At 42.2% G+C, this 18,579-nt stretch carries 19 protein-coding genes and 1 riboswitch; of the genes, 15 read left to right on the top strand and 4 right to left on the bottom strand.

Going from position 1 to position 18,579, the window contains the following annotated elements; all coding sequences use genetic code 11:
- The first annotated feature begins 6 nt into the window (after nucleotides 1–6).
- From narH to can, 5 genes are all read left to right on the top strand, one after another.
- Nucleotides 7–1,542 (top strand): nitrate reductase subunit beta, encoded by a 1,536-nt coding sequence (gene narH, locus FAX86_RS07630; RefSeq protein ID WP_144392740.1) that lies wholly within the window; start codon nucleotides 7–9, stop codon nucleotides 1,540–1,542.
- On the top strand, nucleotides 1,542–2,279 hold the full coding sequence (gene narJ / locus FAX86_RS07635; protein ID WP_144392741.1) for a nitrate reductase molybdenum cofactor assembly chaperone: 738 nt from the start codon (nucleotides 1,542–1,544) through the stop codon (nucleotides 2,277–2,279). The genes narH and narJ overlap by 1 nt, the downstream gene beginning before the upstream one ends.
- Nucleotides 2,280–2,290: 11 nt before the next feature.
- Nucleotides 2,291–2,974 carry a respiratory nitrate reductase subunit gamma gene (gene narI / locus FAX86_RS07640; protein ID WP_144392742.1) on the top strand — a complete coding sequence of 228 codons (684 nt, stop codon included), beginning with the start codon at nucleotides 2,291–2,293 and terminating at the stop codon, nucleotides 2,972–2,974.
- Nucleotides 2,975–3,052: 78 nt separating this feature from the next.
- Nucleotides 3,053–3,814: a peptidylprolyl isomerase gene (locus FAX86_RS07645; RefSeq protein ID WP_144392743.1), complete on the top strand. Its 762-nt coding sequence runs from the start codon at nucleotides 3,053–3,055 to the stop codon at nucleotides 3,812–3,814.
- A 14-nt stretch (nucleotides 3,815–3,828) separates the two neighbouring features.
- On the top strand, nucleotides 3,829–4,488 hold the full coding sequence (gene can / locus FAX86_RS07650; protein WP_144392744.1) for a carbonate dehydratase: 660 nt from the start codon (nucleotides 3,829–3,831) through the stop codon (nucleotides 4,486–4,488).
- Nucleotides 4,489–4,491: 3 nt separating this feature from the next.
- On the opposite strand, the gene FAX86_RS07655 is transcribed toward can, so the two are convergent.
- Nucleotides 4,492–4,920 carry a hemerythrin domain-containing protein gene (locus FAX86_RS07655; RefSeq protein ID WP_144392745.1) on the bottom strand — a complete coding sequence of 143 codons (429 nt, stop codon included), beginning with the start codon at nucleotides 4,918–4,920 and terminating at the stop codon, nucleotides 4,492–4,494.
- 72 nt (nucleotides 4,921–4,992) lie between these two features.
- Here FAX86_RS07655 and FAX86_RS07660 point away from each other — a divergent pair, with 72 nt between their 5' ends.
- Nucleotides 4,993–5,277 (top strand): hypothetical protein, encoded by a 285-nt coding sequence (locus tag FAX86_RS07660; RefSeq protein ID WP_144392746.1) that lies wholly within the window; start codon nucleotides 4,993–4,995, stop codon nucleotides 5,275–5,277.
- Between the two features lie 71 nt (nucleotides 5,278–5,348).
- Here the strand turns inward: FAX86_RS07660 and ubiT are convergent, their stop codons facing one another.
- Nucleotides 5,349–5,855 carry a ubiquinone anaerobic biosynthesis accessory factor UbiT gene (gene ubiT / locus FAX86_RS07665; RefSeq protein ID WP_164503503.1) on the bottom strand — a complete coding sequence of 169 codons (507 nt, stop codon included), beginning with the start codon at nucleotides 5,853–5,855 and terminating at the stop codon, nucleotides 5,349–5,351.
- A 112-nt stretch (nucleotides 5,856–5,967) separates the two neighbouring features.
- On the opposite strand from ubiT, the gene ubiU reads away from it, so the two are divergent.
- Together ubiU and FAX86_RS07675 are read left to right on the top strand one after the other, a co-directional pair.
- A complete protein-coding gene (gene ubiU, locus FAX86_RS07670) occupies nucleotides 5,968–6,957 on the top strand; it encodes a ubiquinone anaerobic biosynthesis protein UbiU (protein ID WP_144392748.1) in 990 nt (329 codons plus the stop codon).
- Between the two features lie 12 nt (nucleotides 6,958–6,969).
- A complete protein-coding gene (locus FAX86_RS07675) occupies nucleotides 6,970–7,869 on the top strand; it encodes a U32 family peptidase (RefSeq protein ID WP_205859121.1) in 900 nt (299 codons plus the stop codon).
- Between the two features lie 36 nt (nucleotides 7,870–7,905).
- Here the strand turns inward: FAX86_RS07675 and FAX86_RS07680 are convergent, their stop codons facing one another.
- Together FAX86_RS07680 and FAX86_RS07685 are read right to left on the bottom strand one after the other, a co-directional pair.
- Entirely contained in the window at nucleotides 7,906–9,672 is a 1,767-nt protein-coding gene (locus tag FAX86_RS07680) for a bifunctional protein-serine/threonine kinase/phosphatase (RefSeq protein ID WP_246128516.1), read from the bottom strand.
- 146 nt (nucleotides 9,673–9,818) lie between these two features.
- On the bottom strand, nucleotides 9,819–11,294 hold the full coding sequence (locus FAX86_RS07685; protein ID WP_144392749.1) for a NarK family nitrate/nitrite MFS transporter: 1,476 nt from the start codon (nucleotides 11,292–11,294) through the stop codon (nucleotides 9,819–9,821).
- A 325-nt stretch (nucleotides 11,295–11,619) separates the two neighbouring features.
- On the opposite strand from FAX86_RS07685, the gene FAX86_RS07690 reads away from it, so the two are divergent.
- From FAX86_RS07690 to moaC, 7 genes are all read left to right on the top strand, one after another.
- A complete protein-coding gene (locus tag FAX86_RS07690; protein ID WP_144392750.1) occupies nucleotides 11,620–12,888 on the top strand; it encodes an MFS transporter in 1,269 nt (422 codons plus the stop codon).
- Between the two features lie 12 nt (nucleotides 12,889–12,900).
- Nucleotides 12,901–14,103, top strand: coding sequence for an NnrS family protein (locus FAX86_RS07695; RefSeq protein ID WP_144392751.1), 1,203 nt, complete (start codon nucleotides 12,901–12,903; stop codon nucleotides 14,101–14,103).
- A gap of 434 nt (nucleotides 14,104–14,537) precedes the next feature.
- Entirely contained in the window at nucleotides 14,538–15,710 is a 1,173-nt protein-coding gene (locus FAX86_RS07700; protein ID WP_144392752.1) for an alginate export family protein, read from the top strand.
- Between the two features lie 86 nt (nucleotides 15,711–15,796).
- A riboswitch (molybdenum cofactor riboswitch) is annotated at nucleotides 15,797–15,984 on the top strand.
- The gene (moaA, locus tag FAX86_RS07705) at nucleotides 15,973–16,971 is read left to right on the top strand and encodes a GTP 3',8-cyclase MoaA (RefSeq protein WP_205859122.1); all 999 of its coding nucleotides are present in this window, start codon (nucleotides 15,973–15,975) and stop codon (nucleotides 16,969–16,971) included. (Overlaps the previous riboswitch by 12 nt.)
- Before the next feature lie 8 nt (nucleotides 16,972–16,979).
- A complete protein-coding gene (gene mobA / locus FAX86_RS07710) occupies nucleotides 16,980–17,531 on the top strand; it encodes a molybdenum cofactor guanylyltransferase (RefSeq protein ID WP_144392753.1) in 552 nt (183 codons plus the stop codon).
- Nucleotides 17,532–17,534: 3 nt separating this feature from the next.
- Complete coding sequence (gene moaB, locus FAX86_RS07715) at nucleotides 17,535–18,080, top strand: molybdenum cofactor biosynthesis protein B (protein ID WP_144392754.1); 546 nt, start codon at nucleotides 17,535–17,537, stop codon at nucleotides 18,078–18,080.
- Nucleotides 18,080–18,577: a cyclic pyranopterin monophosphate synthase MoaC gene (gene moaC, locus FAX86_RS07720; protein WP_425467771.1), complete on the top strand. Its 498-nt coding sequence runs from the start codon at nucleotides 18,080–18,082 to the stop codon at nucleotides 18,575–18,577. The genes moaB and moaC overlap by 1 nt, the downstream gene beginning before the upstream one ends.
- Nucleotides 18,578–18,579: the final 2 nt, after the last annotated feature.

The following is an 18,579-nucleotide window of genomic DNA, read 5'->3' on the forward strand; positions in this document are numbered from 1 at the left end:
GAAACAATGAAAGTAAGAGCACAAATAGGCATGGTCCTGAATCTTGATAAGTGTATCGGCTGCCACACTTGTTCGATCACTTGTAAAAACGTTTGGACCTCGCGTGAAGGTATGGAATACGCCTGGTTCAATAACGTGGAAAGTAAACCCGGTATTGGTTATCCCAAAGAGTGGGAGAATCAAGACAAATGGAACGGCGGTTGGAAACGTACCAAAAATGGCAAGTTGGAGCCGCGTCAAGGTGGTAAACGCAAAATTCTGGCAAACATTTTTGCCAATCCCGATTTGCCAGAAATTGATGATTACTATGAGCCGTTTGATTACGACTATCAATACTTGCATCAAGCGGGTGAAAGTAAACATCAACCGGTAGCGCGTCCTCGTTCTTTGATTTCCGGTCAGCGCATGGAAAAAATTGAATGGGGTCCTAACTGGGAAGAAATTTTAGGTACCGAGTTTAAAAAACGTCGCGCCGATAAAAACTTTGACCAAGTTCAAGCCGATATTTACGGGCAATTTGAAAATACATTCTTAATGTATTTACCACGTTTATGTGAGCACTGCTTAAACCCTGCGTGTGTTGCCTCCTGTCCTTCAGGTGCAATCTACAAGCGCGAAGAAGACGGTATTGTACTAATTGACCAGGACAAATGTCGTGGTTGGCGGATGTGCGTCTCGGGTTGTCCATACAAAAAAATCTACTACAACTGGAAAACTGGTAAATCAGAAAAATGTATTTTCTGTTATCCGCGCATAGAAAGTGGTCAGCCAACGGTCTGTTCCGAAACTTGTGTGGGTCGAATTCGTTATCTGGGCGTGTTGCTTTACGATGCTGATCGCATTGAAGAAGCGGCATCGGTGGCTGACGACAAAGATCTCTACGAAGCGCAGTGCGATATATTTTTAGATCCAACCGATCCTGAAGTGATCGAAGCGGCGTTGAAAGAAGGTATTCCACAAGCGTGGCTTGATGCTGCTGTTGACTCGCCAGTTTACAAAATGGCGATGGATTGGAAAGTTGCCTTACCACTGCATCCTGAATACCGAACATTACCCATGGTTTGGTATGTACCGCCATTAAGCCCGATTCAATCAGCGGTTGAAGCAGGCCATGTGGGTATGAACGGTGAAATACCAGACTTGAAATCGCTACGCATTCCATTGAAGTATCTTGCCAACATGCTGACCGGTGGTGATGAAGCGCCAGTGGTTCGAGCTTTAGAACGCATGATTGCGATGCGTGCTTTCAAACGTTCGCAAAACGTAGATGGAGTTGAAGATATCGAAGTGTTAAAGCAAGTAGGTATCTCAAAACATCAGGTAGAAGAAATGTACCGCTACATGGCGCTTGCGAACTACGAAGATCGTTTTGTAATTCCTACCAGTCATAAAGCCTACGCTGAAAATGCCTACGACATGAAAAGCGGTTGTGGATTTAGCTTTGGTAATGGTTGTTCTAACGGAACCAGTGATACCAACTTATTCGGTGCGAAAAAACAAACCGTGCGTCAAGTAATTCCAGTTAAAGTGGAGATTGACTGATGAAAGCATTACGCGTTATTTCGTTGCTGCTCGATTATCCGACAGAGCAGGCTTACAAAAATTTGGATGAGATTGTTGCAATTATCGACAGTGATACCAATTTGGATCAATCTGGAAAAAATCAGTTAAACCAGTTCGTTGCGCATTTTCGTCCTCAATCTTTATTGGACTGGCAAGCTTACTACGAAGGTTTATTTGACCGTGGACGTGCTTTATCGCTGTTGTTATTTGAACACGTTCACGGTGAGTCGCGCGATCGCGGTCAGGCCATGATAGATTTACAACACAATTACAAAGAAGCCGGTTTGGAAATAGGGGTAAAAGAGTTACCTGACTACATTCCATTGTTTCTTGAGTTTCTATCGACCCAGGGCGAAGAAAATGCGCAACATTGGTTGCAAGATGTAGCGCACATTTTAGCCGTGCTTGCAGTTCGTTTAGAAAAGCGCGATAGCCTCTACTCATATTTATTTAAAGCATTGCTTAGTTGGTCTCAAGCAGAAGTCGATCTGGAAGATGTAAAAGCGCAAATCGCTGACGAAAAACGCGATGACACGCCAAAAGCCATCGATAAAGTTTGGGAAGAAGAAATGGTCACCTTTGGTCCAGACAGTAGTTGTGGTTCCGACCAAATGCGGCCCACCGCAAAGCAAAGTAAACAAGCTGATGTTCCTATTGGTTTTGTCAATGCGAGCAATCTAGATTTGACTAACAATAATGCATCTCAGGCATCTTAAGGAGATACACAATGAACTCAATGAATCATTTTTTGTTCGGGCTTTACCCTTACATTGCCTTTGCGATTTTTTTGTTAGGCTGTTTAATTCGCTATGATCGCGATCAATATACCTGGAAAACAGGTTCCAGCCAGATGTTGGAAAGTAAACAGCTTAAAATTGGATCTCGACTGTTCCATATTGGCGTGATCATGATTTTAATTGGACACTTTGTTGGATTACTCACACCACATCAGGTTTGGGATTTCCTGGGTGTTTCTGCTGCGTTTAAACAAAAAGTTGCAATGGGAGCCGGTGGCTTATTCGGTATTATCTGCTTTGCGGGTCTTACTATTTTGATCAAACGTCGATTAACCAATCCTCGAGTGCGTGCTAATACTTCAAAGATGGATTTAACCATTCTGTTTTTGCTGTATGCGCAATTGATACTTGGCTTAATTAGTATTTTTGTTTCGATGGGCCATCTTGATGGTAGTGAAATGTTAAAGCTGATGCACTGGGCACAGCAGTTGGTAATTTTTAATGGTACTGAAGCGGCTTCCTCCATAGCCAATGTTCATATTATTTTCAAGTTACACATTGTTCTGGGTATGACGCTTTTCGTTGTGTTTCCATTCAGTCGACTGGTGCATATTTGGAGCGTGCCGGTAAAATACGTTCGCCGTAGCTATCAAATTGTACGCTCTAAAGGCTAGTCTCTTTGACTCAAAAAAATAATCGTTAGTTTAGTTTAAACAGGTGGGCAGTTGCCCACCTTAAAGAGGAAGAAAGAGATGATCACCGTTAATAAAATCGAGATCCCTAAAGACTCAATTTTTAACGAAATGCAGTACCATCCTGCAGAGCAACTTGAGGAAGCACAGTTCAAAGCGAGTCGATCGTTAATTATTGACGAATTGTTCCGTCAGCGCGCAGTAGAACTCACGTTGATAAAAGAAAGCGAAAAGATGAACGATGAAATTGTTGAACAAGTTTTGCAAACTGACGTAGAGTCTCCCGTTGCCAGTGCCAATGATTGTGAGACCTACTACCAAAGTAACAAAGAAAAGTTCGTGACTTTTCCGTTATTGGAAGTTCGGCACATCTTACTGCAAGCGGCACCCGATGATTTTGAAACACGCGATGAAATGCGAGAGTTAGCCGTTACCTTAATTCGAACACTTGAAAATGATGTAGCTGCATTTAAGAGCTTGGCTAAACAGTACTCTGCCTGTCCATCGAAAGAAGTTGGTGGTAGCCTTGGACAACTTAGTAAAGGGCAAACGGTACCAGAATTTGAAGAGCAATTGCAGCGATTTGAAACTGGTTTAGTTACTATGCCAATTGAAAGTCGCTACGGATTGCATGTGGTAGATATTGTGAGGAAAGTCGATGGTAATCAATTACCGTTTGAAATGGTTTCTGATCGAATTGAGAACTACCTGAACGAAAAAGTTCAAAGAAAATCTATCGCACAATACATTGCCCGAAGAATTATTGAGTCCGAAATCAAAGGTATCGAACTCGGAGTGGATGAACGTAACGCAATGCAGTAGGCCCTGAGAATACAATGTCACTCTCTGATCTAATGAACAATAATCGTCAATGGGCCAAACTTCGGTTAGAGCAAGACGAAAACTTTTTCAAGGACCTGGCTAAGCAGCAGACACCAAGATACCTTTGGGTCGGCTGTTCTGACAGCCGCGTACCGGCAAACGAAATTGTCGGATTGGCCCCAGGTGAACTTTTTGTACATCGAAATATTGCCAATATAGTCATCCATACCGATTTTAACTGTATGTCTGTTATTCAATTCGCAATTGAAGTGTTAAAGGTACAGCACGTGATTGTCTGCGGTCATTATGGTTGTGGTGGAGTGAGAGCATCTCTCGAAAACGACGAGGTGGGATTGGTTGATAGCTGGTTACGCAATCTCAGAGATATCTATTTTCACCACCAAGAAGAGTTAACATCTTTGAAAAAAGATGACTGTGTGAATCGCCTCTGTGAGCTAAACGTTAAAACGCAAGTATTTAATATTGCGAAAACGAAAATCGCGCAACATGCATGGGATCGCGGAAAATCATTAAGCATTCATGGATGGATCTATAGTATCGAAGATGGTCTGATAAAAGATTTAGGCGTAACTCAATCCAGTCGGGAGCAGCTGCATAATATATATCAATTGTTCGAAACCACCTCAAGCACTCGGCCTGTGGTGGTTCGTTAATCGTTATTTTAATGCAACGACCAGCTTGGCAATCTCATCCTTGGAAAAAATTTCATCCATTTCAGGATATAATACTCGCTCTTCCTTTTGGTTGTGAGCATTTAATATACTGTCTAACTCACCAATGGTCTGGCTAATGGTTACAATGTTAAAATTTTCATGCATCTGTTCCAGTAAGAAAATAATAATACCATGCTCCTTACGCATAACCGCCGTAGGCCCACGATTCGTCATGCCTGTTTTTATTTCAAATACCGGAAACAATAGATCCTCCTCCCACTCGATATGGCGGATAAGTCCATCTTTAAAGTCTTTAAAGAACCGTTTTGCGGCTACTAAATCAATTTCTAGATTTTGCTTGAAATTCTTGTAGAGGATATCCAACCGTTGATGATCGGCTTGAAAAAAAGAATATACAAATTGTTCGGACATTGTATGTACCTCCTAACAAGAAGTATATTTACTGTGTTTTCTAATGGCTATACCTCGTGATCGGTAGATATTGTGAGTAGTAATAGTAACCCAAGAAAACCTAGTACTTATGTAGCAATGAATGAGCTAATTTCTCAGATTCGAGCTGAAGTTATCGACCAGGTCAATTATCAAATAATATGTGTGGACGATTGTTACGGCTGTCCCAAAAAAATTATTGAATATTTGATTATGACAGTTGAATCTTGGGAGGATAAAGTAACTCGCGGTGAGCGTGTACAGCTCGGTGATTTAAATAAGCTGAGTAAAATCGCCATTAAGTCGCAAGCGGCGCTGAAGAAGAATGGTGTTCTTTAAATTAGCAGAATTTTATATGTTCTTTTCAGGGGTGTAAATTTCTCAGCTATCCTGATAATTATCGATGTAAATCAAGGATCTGGATTCGTCCTGCTGGATGGTTCTCTTTTAATATGAACTGGTTGCTGAGTTATTGAATAAAGCTTTTCTAAACCGTAACTTATGATACCGGGTAACTGATCGATATTTATATTATCAAAGATGGATTTTATTTCGAGTCCTAGCTCGGTGTTACCCAGTATTGTTAACTGTCGAGTAAAAAACAATGCGTCTGGATCTTCTTTTTGCAGCAGTAGTGAAATTAATGCATTGCTAGTTCCTCGAAATGTAACATCCGGTTTGCTAATGCCATCGATTAGCTCAATCGTTTTATCTTGAACCACAAAGCAAAAAATATTTTCTAAATCAATTACTTCAAGTGTTACTTTTTTGCCTCGAATTTGAGTAAGAGTTTCTCGGTTAATTGCTCGATGAATTCGACTCGAAATAGGTTTTAATACCAAATTTCTAAGCGATAGTGGTACTTTGTTACCCAAATTTATACCTACTAAAGCTAATTGTTGTATTGATGACTTCACTTTAGGATACCTATATAAGCTAAACGCGTTTGTCCAGACTAATTTATTTTGAAATATTAAGTTAAATTTCAATGAATTTTCATGAGACAGATCAATAACATGAGAAGCAAGTATGGAATTGTTGTGTCCTGCCGGAAACCTTCAGTCATTAAAGCGTGCGATTAATAGCGGAGCCGATGCTGTATACATTGGTTTTAAAGATGATACTAATGCGCGCCACTTCGCTGGTCTTAACTTTACTAAGTCGCAGCTGATAGCAGCAGTTGATATTGTCCATCGAGCTAATAAAAGGATTCATGTTGCGATCAATACATTTGCGCAACCCGAACGAATTCAACATTGGTATGCTGCTGTAGATAATGCCATTGAGCTAGGTGTTGATGTTTTAATTGTTGCCGACATTGCGTTACTGCAATATGTGCGTGAACACTATCCCGAAGTCGAACTTCATCTGTCAGTTCAGGCATCGGCGACCAATCCGGGAGCTATTGAGTTTTATCACCAACATTATGCGATCGACCGCGTGGTGTTGCCGCGCGTATTGTCAATCAAGCAAGTTCAGTCGCTGAGTGATCAATGTTCGGTTCCTCTGGAAGTTTTTGCATACGGTAGTTTGTGCATTATGGCTGAAGGACGTTGCTTTTTATCTTCTTATTTGACAGGGGAATCGCCTAATTCGTGTGGCGCTTGTTCACCTGCAAAGTTTGTAGAATGGAAAGAATCTAACGGGCAACTAGAAACTCGGTTGAATGATATGTTGATTGATCGCTTTACTGACGATGAAGCGGCCGGTTATCCCACACTATGCAAAGGAAGGTTTGACGTTGATGGTCAGATTTTTCATGCTCTTGAAGAACCCACCAGTTTAAACAGTTTAGAATTACTGCCTCAGTTGATGTCAATGAACGTTGTATCGTTGAAGATTGAAGGTCGTCAGCGTAGCCCGGCATATGTAGAGCAAATTACTCGAGTATGGCGTGAAGCAATCGACGCTTGTCGGTCAGGAGACTGGCAAGTCAAAGACGACTGGAAAGCTTCACTGGCTCGTTTGTCCGAAGGCAAACAAACGACGTTAGGAGCATACGAACGAGCGTGGCAATAACAGGAGTCGAATATGAGTAAGAGCGCGATTAAGTTCTCATTAGGTCCCATTTTATATTACTGGGACAGACAAAAAACGATTGAGTTTTACGATACAGTCGCGCAAAGCGACTTTGATATTGTTTATTTAGGCGAAACCGTATGTTCGAAACGTCGAGAGTTAACGCTTAAAGATTGGCTGGCATTGTCTGAACATATATCGGCTCAGGGTAAACAGGTAGTCTTGTCAACTCTCACCTTGTTAGAGGCGGCTTCCGAATACAAAGCTCTATCAAAACTGATCAATTCTAGCGATTACTTAATAGAAGCAAACGATATGGCGGCGGTTCATTTATGTCAACAGCGTGGATTGCCTTTTGTTGCGGGTGCTGCGTTGAATCTCTTTAATCATCAGGCGCTGCATCAATTGTTTTCTCTGGGCATGGTGCGGTGGAACCCGCCACTCGAATTGTCGCGTCAGGTAATTAATGAATGTCTTAGTAACTATCGAAAAAATTATCATCCTGCAGCGGTTTTTGACACCGAGGTATTTGTTTATGGTCATATGCCCTTGGCTTATTCGGCGCGATGTTTTACTGCGCGATCCGAGGATCGACCAAAGGATGATTGTCAGCGCATATGTTTGAATTACCCGGCGGGAAAAACAATTCGATCACAGGAAGGTCAAAAACTATTTGTGATGAATGGTATTCAAACCATGTCTGGTCTAAAGCAAAATTTAATCAAGGATTTGACTTCGGTGCAAAAGGTCGCAGATGTGATTCGGTTAAGCCCAGAACAGTTTGATATACAAAAGGATTTAATTAAATTTAGAAGTGTATTATCTGGTGAACAAGCGGCAGAGCAGTTTTTTAACGCGGAAAATGATTCTAACGGATACTGGCACCGTATCTCCGGGATTCACTCTGTATAGCAGTGTTTCCCCAAAGAATCAGTTGTTAGTTCGATTTTAACTTGAGAATAGTAAATACAGGAGAATCAGCGTTAATAGCCAGAACCCGGAAATTATTTGCCAAAAAAGCGCTTTGCTTTTATCTTTTGTGTAATTGGGATCATCCAGTAGATATTCAGGATTGGGCTCGTGTAAATCTTGCAGAAAAGCATCGAGCGTTCGATACCGTTGTTCCAAATCGAATTTGAGCCCGCGCTGTAAGGCTCTATCAAACCAGGCTGGTATTACCGGGTTAAATTGATTGGCGTTTCGATAACGCAGCCTATCGTAGTCCATTGCGGATCGACATTCTTCAATTTTATCACCAAAGGGAAGCTCGCCGGTGAAGAGTTCATAAGTAATGGTGGCTAGTGCATAGAGGTCACCCTGAATTCCCGAGTTGATACCCAGTAAATATTGAGGATCGGAGTAAGATGCGGTGCCCAGTGCGTGCTCATGAACTATGGGACGAAACACTTCGGCGATACCTGCAACATAAACTGAACCGAAATCGATAATCTTTACCTCTCCATGTTTATCAATCATCACATTGCCGGGTTTCATATCTTGATGAATGGTTTCTTGATCGTGAAACGCGGCTAGTCCTTTCGCAATTTGGTCGACAATTTGTATTGCAATTTTGGGCCTAGGGAATCGATGTTTCGCCATCCATTTTTCTAATGTTTCACCTTCGATGTATTCCATTAAATAGTAGAGAAAATTTCGTTTCGATTTTTGCGCTAAAATTTTTACGACATAAGGACTGTCGATTCGCTTTCCGATCCATTCTTCTTGAATAAAGCGATCGATGTAGGAGGTGTCGTCTTCATAATTAACCGATGGTGTTTTCATCACCATAAGTCTATGGGGCGCTTCCTCCTCTACTAAGTAGAGCTGGCTGCGACTGCTTGCGAAAATTTCATGTTTGATGATAAAGCCATCGATTTTCATGCCCGGTTCAAGGGAAGGAGGAAACGGGAGTCGAGTCAGCTTTGTGTTGTAATCGTCCAGACTTTCTTCGGGTAACTGTAAGACTTCGATAACCGCACAACTGACGTTGTCATCACTGCCTTGCTGTAGTGCCTGACTGACTAGCGACTCTGCTTTTTGTTGTGCAGTTGTTTGCGAAGTTAGCACTTTAACTATCTGTTCTTCAGTTACGAAGTCATGCACACCATCAGACGTTATCAGGAACAGGTCGCCTTGTTGTAACGGCTGTTTCAAGTAATCGATTTGTAAACTGTTATCCATTCCTACTGCTCGCGCCAGAATACTGCGTCCGCTGCCGATATTGGCGATATGATCACGAGTTAGTTGCGAATAGCTACCGCCTGAATATCGAAAAATACGACTGTCACCGGCATGAAAGCAATGAACGATACGTGACTTAATAATAAGGCCACTAAAGGTGCAGAGATAACCTTTCTCTTCATTGGTGAACTCGTGACTTCTTCGAAATAATTTTAAGTTAATGGAGGTAAGAATTTTCTGTCCGGCGTGTGCGACCGACCAGGTATCCGGAGTTTGATAGTAATCGTTGATGAAATTATTAACGGCAGTTTCGCTTGCCTCTTTGCCTGCTTCGGCGCTACTTACGCCATCGGCGAGAGCTACTGCAATCCCTTTGTGCTCCAGCTCATAGTTGTTGTTAGGTATTTGATACGCAACGCAGTCTTCATTACTGGGTTTTTTGCCGGCTCTTGAGCAACTGCCGATAGCAACAGATAATAGTTTGGTCTGATGGTCTTGCATTGATTCCGCTGTGCTATCGTTTGATTCTTTCACGACATTTTTTCCAAGTAAACCGTTAGGGTCGAAGAACTTTGTTTGATCTATTTGGTACTTGCGCTTATTAGTGTGGAGTAGTTAAAGCAAAAATACCACATACTCCAAGAAGTATGTGGCGATTTTGAGTTACCGAATGTTGTTCACTAACCAACATCGATTAAATGTACACTGCCATCGGGTAAGGTTTCCGCAATTTGGCCTTTGGGCTCATCAATAAACCAGCAAGCAAGAAATATAACCGCGGCTGAGGCAGATATCACGAAGAAGAAAGTGCTGTAATCAACAAAGCTTAGTACGGTGAGGTAGGTGACAGCACCTACATTGCCATATGCACCAGCCATTCCTGCGATTTGTCCGGTCATGCGGCGTTTAACCAAGGGCACTATGGCAAATACAGCGCCTTCACCTGCTTGCACGAAGAAAGAACAACACATTGTGGCAATAACGGCAACCGGAATCCACCAACTGCTGTCGATGTTCCCAAGAACACTGTAGCCAATTGCTAATCCTCCGATTAAAAACATCAGAGATTTGCGGCGCCCAAACTTATCACTGAAGTATCCTCCGGTAGGACGTGCCACCAGATTCATAAATGCAAAACCCGATGCAAGTAAACCTGCTTTAACCGGATCAAGTCCTTCAAAAGTCTCTAGGAAAAATAGTGGTAACATAGACACAACCGCCAGTTCAGAGCCAAAGGTAACGAAGTAGGCCACATCCAGAATAGCTACCTGCTTGAACTTGTATTTTTCAAGGTCAGGTACACCGTGCGTTAAGTTTTCTTTATTTACTTTGTAAATGGCGTTAGTTTGTACTGCAAAAAGTACCACTAGAGCCACCCAAAGAATGTACATGGTTTCTTGCGTTAGCAGTGCGACTCCGGCGGGAGAAAGTTTCCAAGCCAACACGCCAAGCGCTGCGTACATTGGGACGTTCATTAACAGGTAGAAATAAAAATCACCCTTGCTGGTAACTTCAAGTCCGCCTGATTTTTTAGGTTTAAAATAAGTAGAGCCTTTGGGAGTATTGCGCGCAACTGTGTAATAGAACATACCATAAATGCCCGCTAACACGCCGGTTAGACCGAGTGCATAACGCCAGCCGTCTTCGCCTCCAAAAAGTAGTGCAATAGTAGGCAGGGTCATTGCGCCAGCGGCAGAACCAAAGTTCCCCCAGCCACCGTAGATACCTTCTGCCACACCTACTTGTTTAGCAGGGAACCACTCACCCACCATTCGAATACCAATCACAAAACCGGCACCTACGAATCCAAGTAAGAATCGAAACAGTGCTAACGCCTGATAACTATCGGCCATCGCAAAACCAATACAGATAAAACTGGATATGATCAGTAGACCGCTGTAAACAATACGAGGCCCAAACTTGTCGACTAATATGCCAATAACAATCCGTGCTGGAATCGTCAACGCGACGTTTAAAATTAACAGGGCTTTGACTTGCGCCGTGGTTAGATCAAAGGCGTCTTTGATAAAAACCATTAATGGAGCGTGTGAAAACCAGACCACAAAGCTGAGAAAAAACGCAAACCAGGTAACGTGGAGCGTTTTAATCTTGGGATCCTTAAAGTTGAGTAGGTTGATTTTACCTTCGTTTGACATCTTTCTTTCCCCTTACATGCCTACATGTAACAAATTTCGGGTTACGCCTTTTGGCTAATTCGCAAATCGATAGTGTATTAACTATCGCACAGGAAGATTGACCTGTATCAAATTGCAATGTGCCTCAAATCCTCAAAAAATGTGTGAGATACTCCCAAAGTGGTAGGGGATGAATTGATGCTGAGACGGGTACTCTGGTTGCATGTCACACTAAAGGAGTAGTGTTGGTTGGTGCTTAATTACCTGGCGATTTTATTGGTAGTAGTTACACTAACCCTGCATGTTTTTCGATAAACTAGTCAAACGGTACATCTAAGAGTCAATTATGGATTCTCAAAATTCACAAGCGCGGCGTGTGTTAATTCTAGCGACTTTGGCTTTTGCAGCTAACTTCTCAGTGTGGACGCTGTATGCCGTGATGGGCATTCAAATTAAAGAAACTTTGGGTTTGTCGTCTACTGAGTTTGGTTTATTACTAGCTTCTCCAATGCTCACTGGAGCCTTGCTGCGCTTTCCCGTTGGTTTACTCTGCGAATACTACTCCTGTCGAAAATTATTCTTATGGCAAATGTTATTGATTGTGCCAGCTATCTTTATGCTTCGCTGGGTCGAAACCTACACCGGATATATATTAATAGGGCTGATTACTGGTATATCGGGTGTTTCCTTTACCATCGGTATTCGCTATGTATCGGTTTGGTTTGAAAGCAAGCAGCAAGGTTACGCGATGGGTATTTTTGGTGCTGGTAATGCAGGCGCAGCCATTACCTTGGCACTTGCGCCTTTGGTGATTCGCTTTTGGGGGTGGGATAGTATTGGAATTTTTTATGCCGTGGGTATGCTGCTCATGGCTTTGATATTTGCGTTGTTAGCACCAGAAGAAACCGCCTATATGAAACAACAGCGCGATACAACAATTTCGCATCACTTAGCACCATTGAAAGAAATTCAGGTGTGGCGTTTCGGCCTTTATTATTATTTTGTGTTTGGCAGCTTTTTAGCGTTACTGCTATGGCTTCCTCAATACTATATGCGGGCCTATCAATTAGATATTGAAACGGCTATGGGATTAACTCTTCTGTTTGTTACTTCATCTTCGATGGTTCGTGCTCTGGGTGGATGGTTTTCCGATCGCTATGGAGGGAGAACGGTGAACTGGGGAGTATTCTGGGTTTGTTTGGTGTGTCTGTTTTTCTTAAGTTATCCACCAACCACTATGACCATTCACGGCGTCGAAAAAGACGTAAAGCTCTATATCGAGATCAATGTTTGGGTGTTCACTGCCTTGGTATTAATTATTGGCGTTGCTCAGGGATTCGGTCGCGCCAGTGTGTATAAAATTATTCATGATTATTATCCAGCTCATATGGGCAGTGTCGGGGGGGCCGTAGCTACAATTGGAGCCCTAGGTGGCTTTACCTTACCCATTCTATTTGGTGTGGCGGTTGATATTGTAGGGATTCATACAGCTTGTTTTATGTTGCTGTATGGCATTCTCGCATTTTGTATGATGGTTATGTACTTTTCAATAAAATCGGAACAACGAAAACGATTGTTACGAGAAGCCATTGCCAATAATTTTTTAAAACAATAATCGATAGTTGTTATGCTTGAACAGTTGATTTCTCCCGAGAGCTCGAAGGTTCCGTTATTGCGTTTAGCCTTTCGGCCATTTTTCTTATTTGGTGCAATGTATTCGGCGTTTGCAATTGCCGTCTGGGTCTTAGTGTTTCGTGGGCAATTGACACTTGATTTATACGGCGGCGCTGTGTTTTGGCATACTCACGAAATGCTGTTTGGCTTTATTGCAGCAATAGTAGTTGGGTTCTTATTGACGGCAGTTCAAAACTGGACCGGGATAAAAAGCATCAGTGGATTTCCGTTATTAATATTATTGATATTGTGGCTTGCAGCTCGTATTGGCTTTTTCTTGGGCGATACTTTCTCTGGATTTCTGCTAGCTGTGATCGACATTAGCTTCTTATTGATTGCAGCAATTTTTCTTGCGGTTCCATTGATAAAAGTAAAACAAACACGAAATTTATTTTTTGTTCCACTGTTGTTGGTGTTTGCCTTTATAAATGGAATGATGCATGTGGCACATATGAATCATAATCACTCGTTAATCATTCAGGCTACGCAAAGTGGACTTATATTGGTTGCCTTACTTATATTGGTGATTGGCGGCAGAGTTATTCCTTTTTTTACCGCGAATGGAACACAAACCCAACGAGTTGCTGCAATAAATTGGCTTGAGCGATTGGCATTAGGAAGTTGCTGGTTGTTATTATTTAGCTTTCTCTCTGGCATGGTGTACAGGATGCCAAAAGAAGTTGTCGCAACATTGTTTGTGTCGGCCGCGATTTTAAATCTTGTGCGCTGGTGGCGTTGGCGGTTCTGGATAACGCTTAATGTATCCTTGCTTTGGACATTGCATCTTGCCTATCTGTTCGTTCTAGTGGCCTTTTTGTTCTTAGCACTGTCTTGGGCATTCAACTTTGTTGCTGCTAGTATCGGTTGGCACATGCTAACAGTCGGAGGAATGGGAGCAATGATTCTTTCGATGATTAGTCGTGTTTCTTTAGGGCATACAGGACGAGCGATTGTGGGGCCTAAATGGATGTTTCCTGCCTTTGCGATTATATTTATCGCAGCATTTTTAAGAACAATGGCTGTTGTTTTACTGCCTCAACATTATCTTACTCTAATATCTATCAGCGGCTTATTATGGGTGCTTGCGTTTCTTTTTTTTGTGTTGGGATACTTCCTTATCTTAACCAAAGCAAGGGTTGATGGTAAAGCGGGTTGATATTTTCTGCTTTTGCTTCGTGCGAAAGCATACTTTCTTTGATAATACATCCCATATGTTCGGTAGGGATAAGTTTTGCTGCAAGGTTGGCGAATTCTGTAGCAACAACTGATAGGTATTGTCACTAAAACTAAATCATAAGTTTCACAACAGTTCTTAAAATTATTCTATTGATTATTACTTCTTAATTTAGATGAAAAATGCTTTATGAATCGAAGAAAAGTTCAGACGGCTCTACGCCAATACATTTAGATATCCTCATAATAGGTATAAGAAAAAAATTAAACTATCTCTAAGTGAGTAGTCTGCAATATTTGAGTGTAATTATTGACTTATATCAAACTCTTTATCCAGTATGAGAATACTCTTAGTCACGGATTACCTTAAATTGCTTTAAAAAATAAGCATTAAACTAAAAGTTCGAAGGTGTGATTATGAACGCATTAAAAAAAGTGACTCAAGTAGCGATTGCCGTATCAGTGGCTTTTTCTGGTTCTGTGTTAGCAGAAAAAGTTTCGTTTGCTAATGCTATTAAAAATGGTGATGCCAAACTAACGTTTCGTGCTCGCTACGAAAATGTTGATCAAGACAATGCATTAGAAAATGCCGATGCATTTACCAATCGAACACGCTTGTCGTTTAGCAGTGCAAGCTTTGGAAACTGGACGTTTAATGTTGAGATGGATAACGTAGCTGCCCTAGCTGATGACTACAACAGTAAAACCAATGGCTTGACTCAGTATTCGGTGGTGGCTGATCCTGAAGGAACTGATTTGAATCAGGCTAACCTCGCGTATTCAAGCGAAGGTCTTACGACTGTGATAGGACGACAACGCATTAATCTGGACGGTCAACGCTTTGTAGGTGGAGTGGGCTGGCGTCAAAACGAGCAGACCTACGATGCAATTCTAGTCAGTAAAAAATTCGGTGATTTTGACCTGGCCTATGCTTATGTTCATAACGTAAACAATATTCTTGATGCTAATATTTTTGGAAATCATCATGTGCTTCATGGCGGCTATCAATTAAATGAAGACCATAGCTTGGGCTTTACTGGTGTTTCTTTAGATGCCGATAACGCCGCAGCGATAGGCTCTACCACGGTGGGATTGGACTACAAAGGTAAAGCAGGAATGGCAAGCTGGAATCTCGCGTGGGCCACTCAGTCAGACGATGGTGATGCCGCAGTCGATTACCAAGCGGATTATTTATTAGCCGAATTAGCGCTGAACTTTAAGCCCGTCTCTGTCACCGTTGGATATGAAGTTTTAGGTAGTGACAATGGCGTAAAAGGGTTTACCACGCCGTTGGCAACGCTCCATAAGTTTCAAGGATTTGCCGACATGTTTTTGTCAACTCCAGACACCGGTGTGCAAGATACCTACGTCAAGTTGGCAGGAAAAGTGGGCAGCACCAAGTTAGCTGTGATTTATCATGATTTTGCAGCAGATTTTGGTAGTGCGAACTACGGAAGTGAGATTGATTTAGTGGCTAACTTCAAAATCAATGACAATTATGGCTTCTTGGCGAAGTACGCAAGTTACAGCTCAGATGATTTTGCAGTAGATACCAATAAATTGTGGCTCATGCTATCTGCAAATTACTAATCGCTTAGCCTTAATTTCAAGGGCGCAAATATAGCGCTCTTACCCTTTTGGGGGTATTTAGCTTCGAGTCTCATAAGGGTATATTAGTTTTATATTAACACCGAGCTTTAAACGCTAAGTCACAAATTAAAATGGTATGCGTTTTCAGCCGTAACCCGTATTTGGATATTCTATCTTTTTAGTTCGTATGATTTATCGAAATACTAGGTTACCAGGGTTAAGTTAGAAATGGCTTGGCCTCCCGTATTTGGAAAGGCGTAATATGCAATCAACCAGCAACATTCTGCAGGACGGTTATGGCCGCGAGTTTCATTATTTGCGATTGTCAGTAACTGATGTCTGCAACTTCAAATGCAACTATTGCTTGCCCGACGGCTATCAAAAGGCTGAGGGTAGCGATTGCCATTCCGCGCTTTCACTCGATGAAATTCGAAAAATCGTTCACGCATTTGCCAAACTCGGCACAAAAAAAGTACGTATCACTGGGGGAGAGCCATCCCTGCGCAAGGATCTCGCCGACATTATTGCAGTGTGTAAAAACACCCCCGGCATTGAGTCGGTTGCCTTAACCACTAATGGCTATAAATTGCCACAAAAAATAGAATCCTGGATCGCCGCCGGATTGGATCGCCTCAATGTCAGCATTGATAGTCTCGATCCTCGTATGTTCAAAACCATTACCGGACACGACCGGCTTAATGAAATTTTGCAAGGTATTGAAATCGCACAACAGTGTGGTCTTAAAAAAATAAAAATTAATGCGGTGTTATTACGTCAATTTAATCATCAAGAGTTTTCCAGTTACCTACAATGGTTGAAAGACAAAGACTTCACGTTACGTTTTATTGAATTAATGCAAACGGGTGACAACAAGCAGTTCTTCCAAGACAACCATGTGTCGGGTGAGTGTATAAAAGAGCAGTTACTGACTCAAGGCTGGACCCGAATAATACGCAGTCAAAGCGCGGGACCTGCGCAAGAGTTTCAACATTCCGACTATCAAGGTCGCATTGGTTTAATTATGCCGTACAGCAAAGATTTTTGTAAAAGTTGCAATCGATTGAGAATTTCGTCGCAGGGGAAATTGCATCTTTGCCTGTTTGGCGAGCTGGGATTACCTCTTAGACATCTCTGTGACGCTAATGACACTGAGCAATTACAGCAGCAAATTCGAACCTATGTGGCTCAGAAAGAAGTCTCCCATTATTTGCATCAAGGCAACTCAGGTTTGACTCGGCATTTGGCCATGTTAGGAGGCTAGTCGGTTCGATGATTGGTGTGGTTTTAACTGGCGGACTATCGATACGAATGAAACAGGATAAGGCAACTTTGCAACATCCTGTACACAAACATCAAACATTACTCGACTATGCACTTGAAGTTTTAATTAATGCTGGCTGCGATAAAGTAATTATTAGTGGTGAAAAATTCGGTGGACTGGCGGACGATTTCCCGCAGCAAGGGCCACTATCTGGCTTGTATTCGGTAGCGAATCGAGTAAAAGAAGATCGTTTTCTGGTGATTCCGGTAGACATGCCGCTACTCAATAGCGAACTATTGAAAGAATTGATCGAACACGCGGAGCAAAACGAAAGCATCTATTTTGAAGACTCGCAAATTCCAATGTTAGTAAACCTCACAACCGATGCGATGGGCTATTTGAAAAATGTGTTAAGTAATGAGGAATCGGATCGATCAATTAAAGCCTTTTTTAGATTTATTGCAGCTCGACCCGTTGCCTGCAGTCGATCTGAATGTTTGGCTAATGTAAATACTCCAGAGCAACTGGAGCAACTCAATCAAATTGAAATCGAAAGGTGAAGTATGGGGCATTTGTCTACCAACAAGTTTGTGCCACTCAACATTGCTGTACTAACTGTATCGGATACTCGCACCAAAGCAAACGATACATCCGGTCAGTTATTAGCAGAGCGAGCGCGCGAATCAGGCCATCGAGTGGTGGAGCATATCATTGTTAAAGATGACGTGTATCAACTGCGCGCTGTAGTGTCACGCTGGATTGCATCTAACGATGTTCAAGCGGTACTTATCACTGGCGGAACAGGGTTCACTATGCGCGACTCGACGCCAGAGGCACTTAAAATATTATTTGATAAAGAAGTTGAAGGCTTTGGCGAATTATTCCGTCAAATTTCTTACCAGCAAATTGGTACTTCAACCGTACAGTCGCGGGCGATCGCCGGTATGGCAAACGGTACTGTTATGTTCTGTATGCCGGGTTCAACCAATGCTTGCCGAACAGGTTGGGACGACATCATTAAACAACAATTAGATGCCACACATAAACCCTGCAATTTTGTGCCTCATCTCAAACAGGCGAACGTAGAACTGTGTGAGACTCGAGGCTAATGAGTAACTTTACCGAACAAGATATGTCACTGACGCACCTTAATGCCAACGGTGAAGCTTCCATGGTGGATGTATCAGAAAAAGCCATCACTACTCGTATTGCAATTGCCGAAGGCTACGTAAACATGCTGACTTCCACTCTGGATATGATCGCAAGCGGCGAGCATGCCAAAGGTGACGTCTTGTCTGTGGCACGTGTCGCCGGAATTCAAGCGGCTAAGCAATGTGGAAATTTGATACCACTCTGTCATCCATTGATGCTGACAAAAATCAAAGTAGATTTTCAAATTGATCGTGCCAATTCACGCGTTCGTATTGAATCGCTGTGTAAATTAAATGGTCAAACCGGTGTTGAGATGGAAGCGCTAACGGCCACCAGTGTTGCAGCCTTAACATTATTCGATATGTGCAAAGCCGTTGATAAAGTGATGGTGATTGATGGAATTAAAGTATTGGAAAAGTCGGGCGGAAAAAGCGGCGATTGGAAGCGCGCTTAGCT

The sequence above is a fragment of the Pleionea sediminis genome (assembly GCF_007570825.1).
GTDB lineage: Bacteria > Pseudomonadota > Gammaproteobacteria > Enterobacterales > Kangiellaceae > Pleionea > Pleionea sediminis.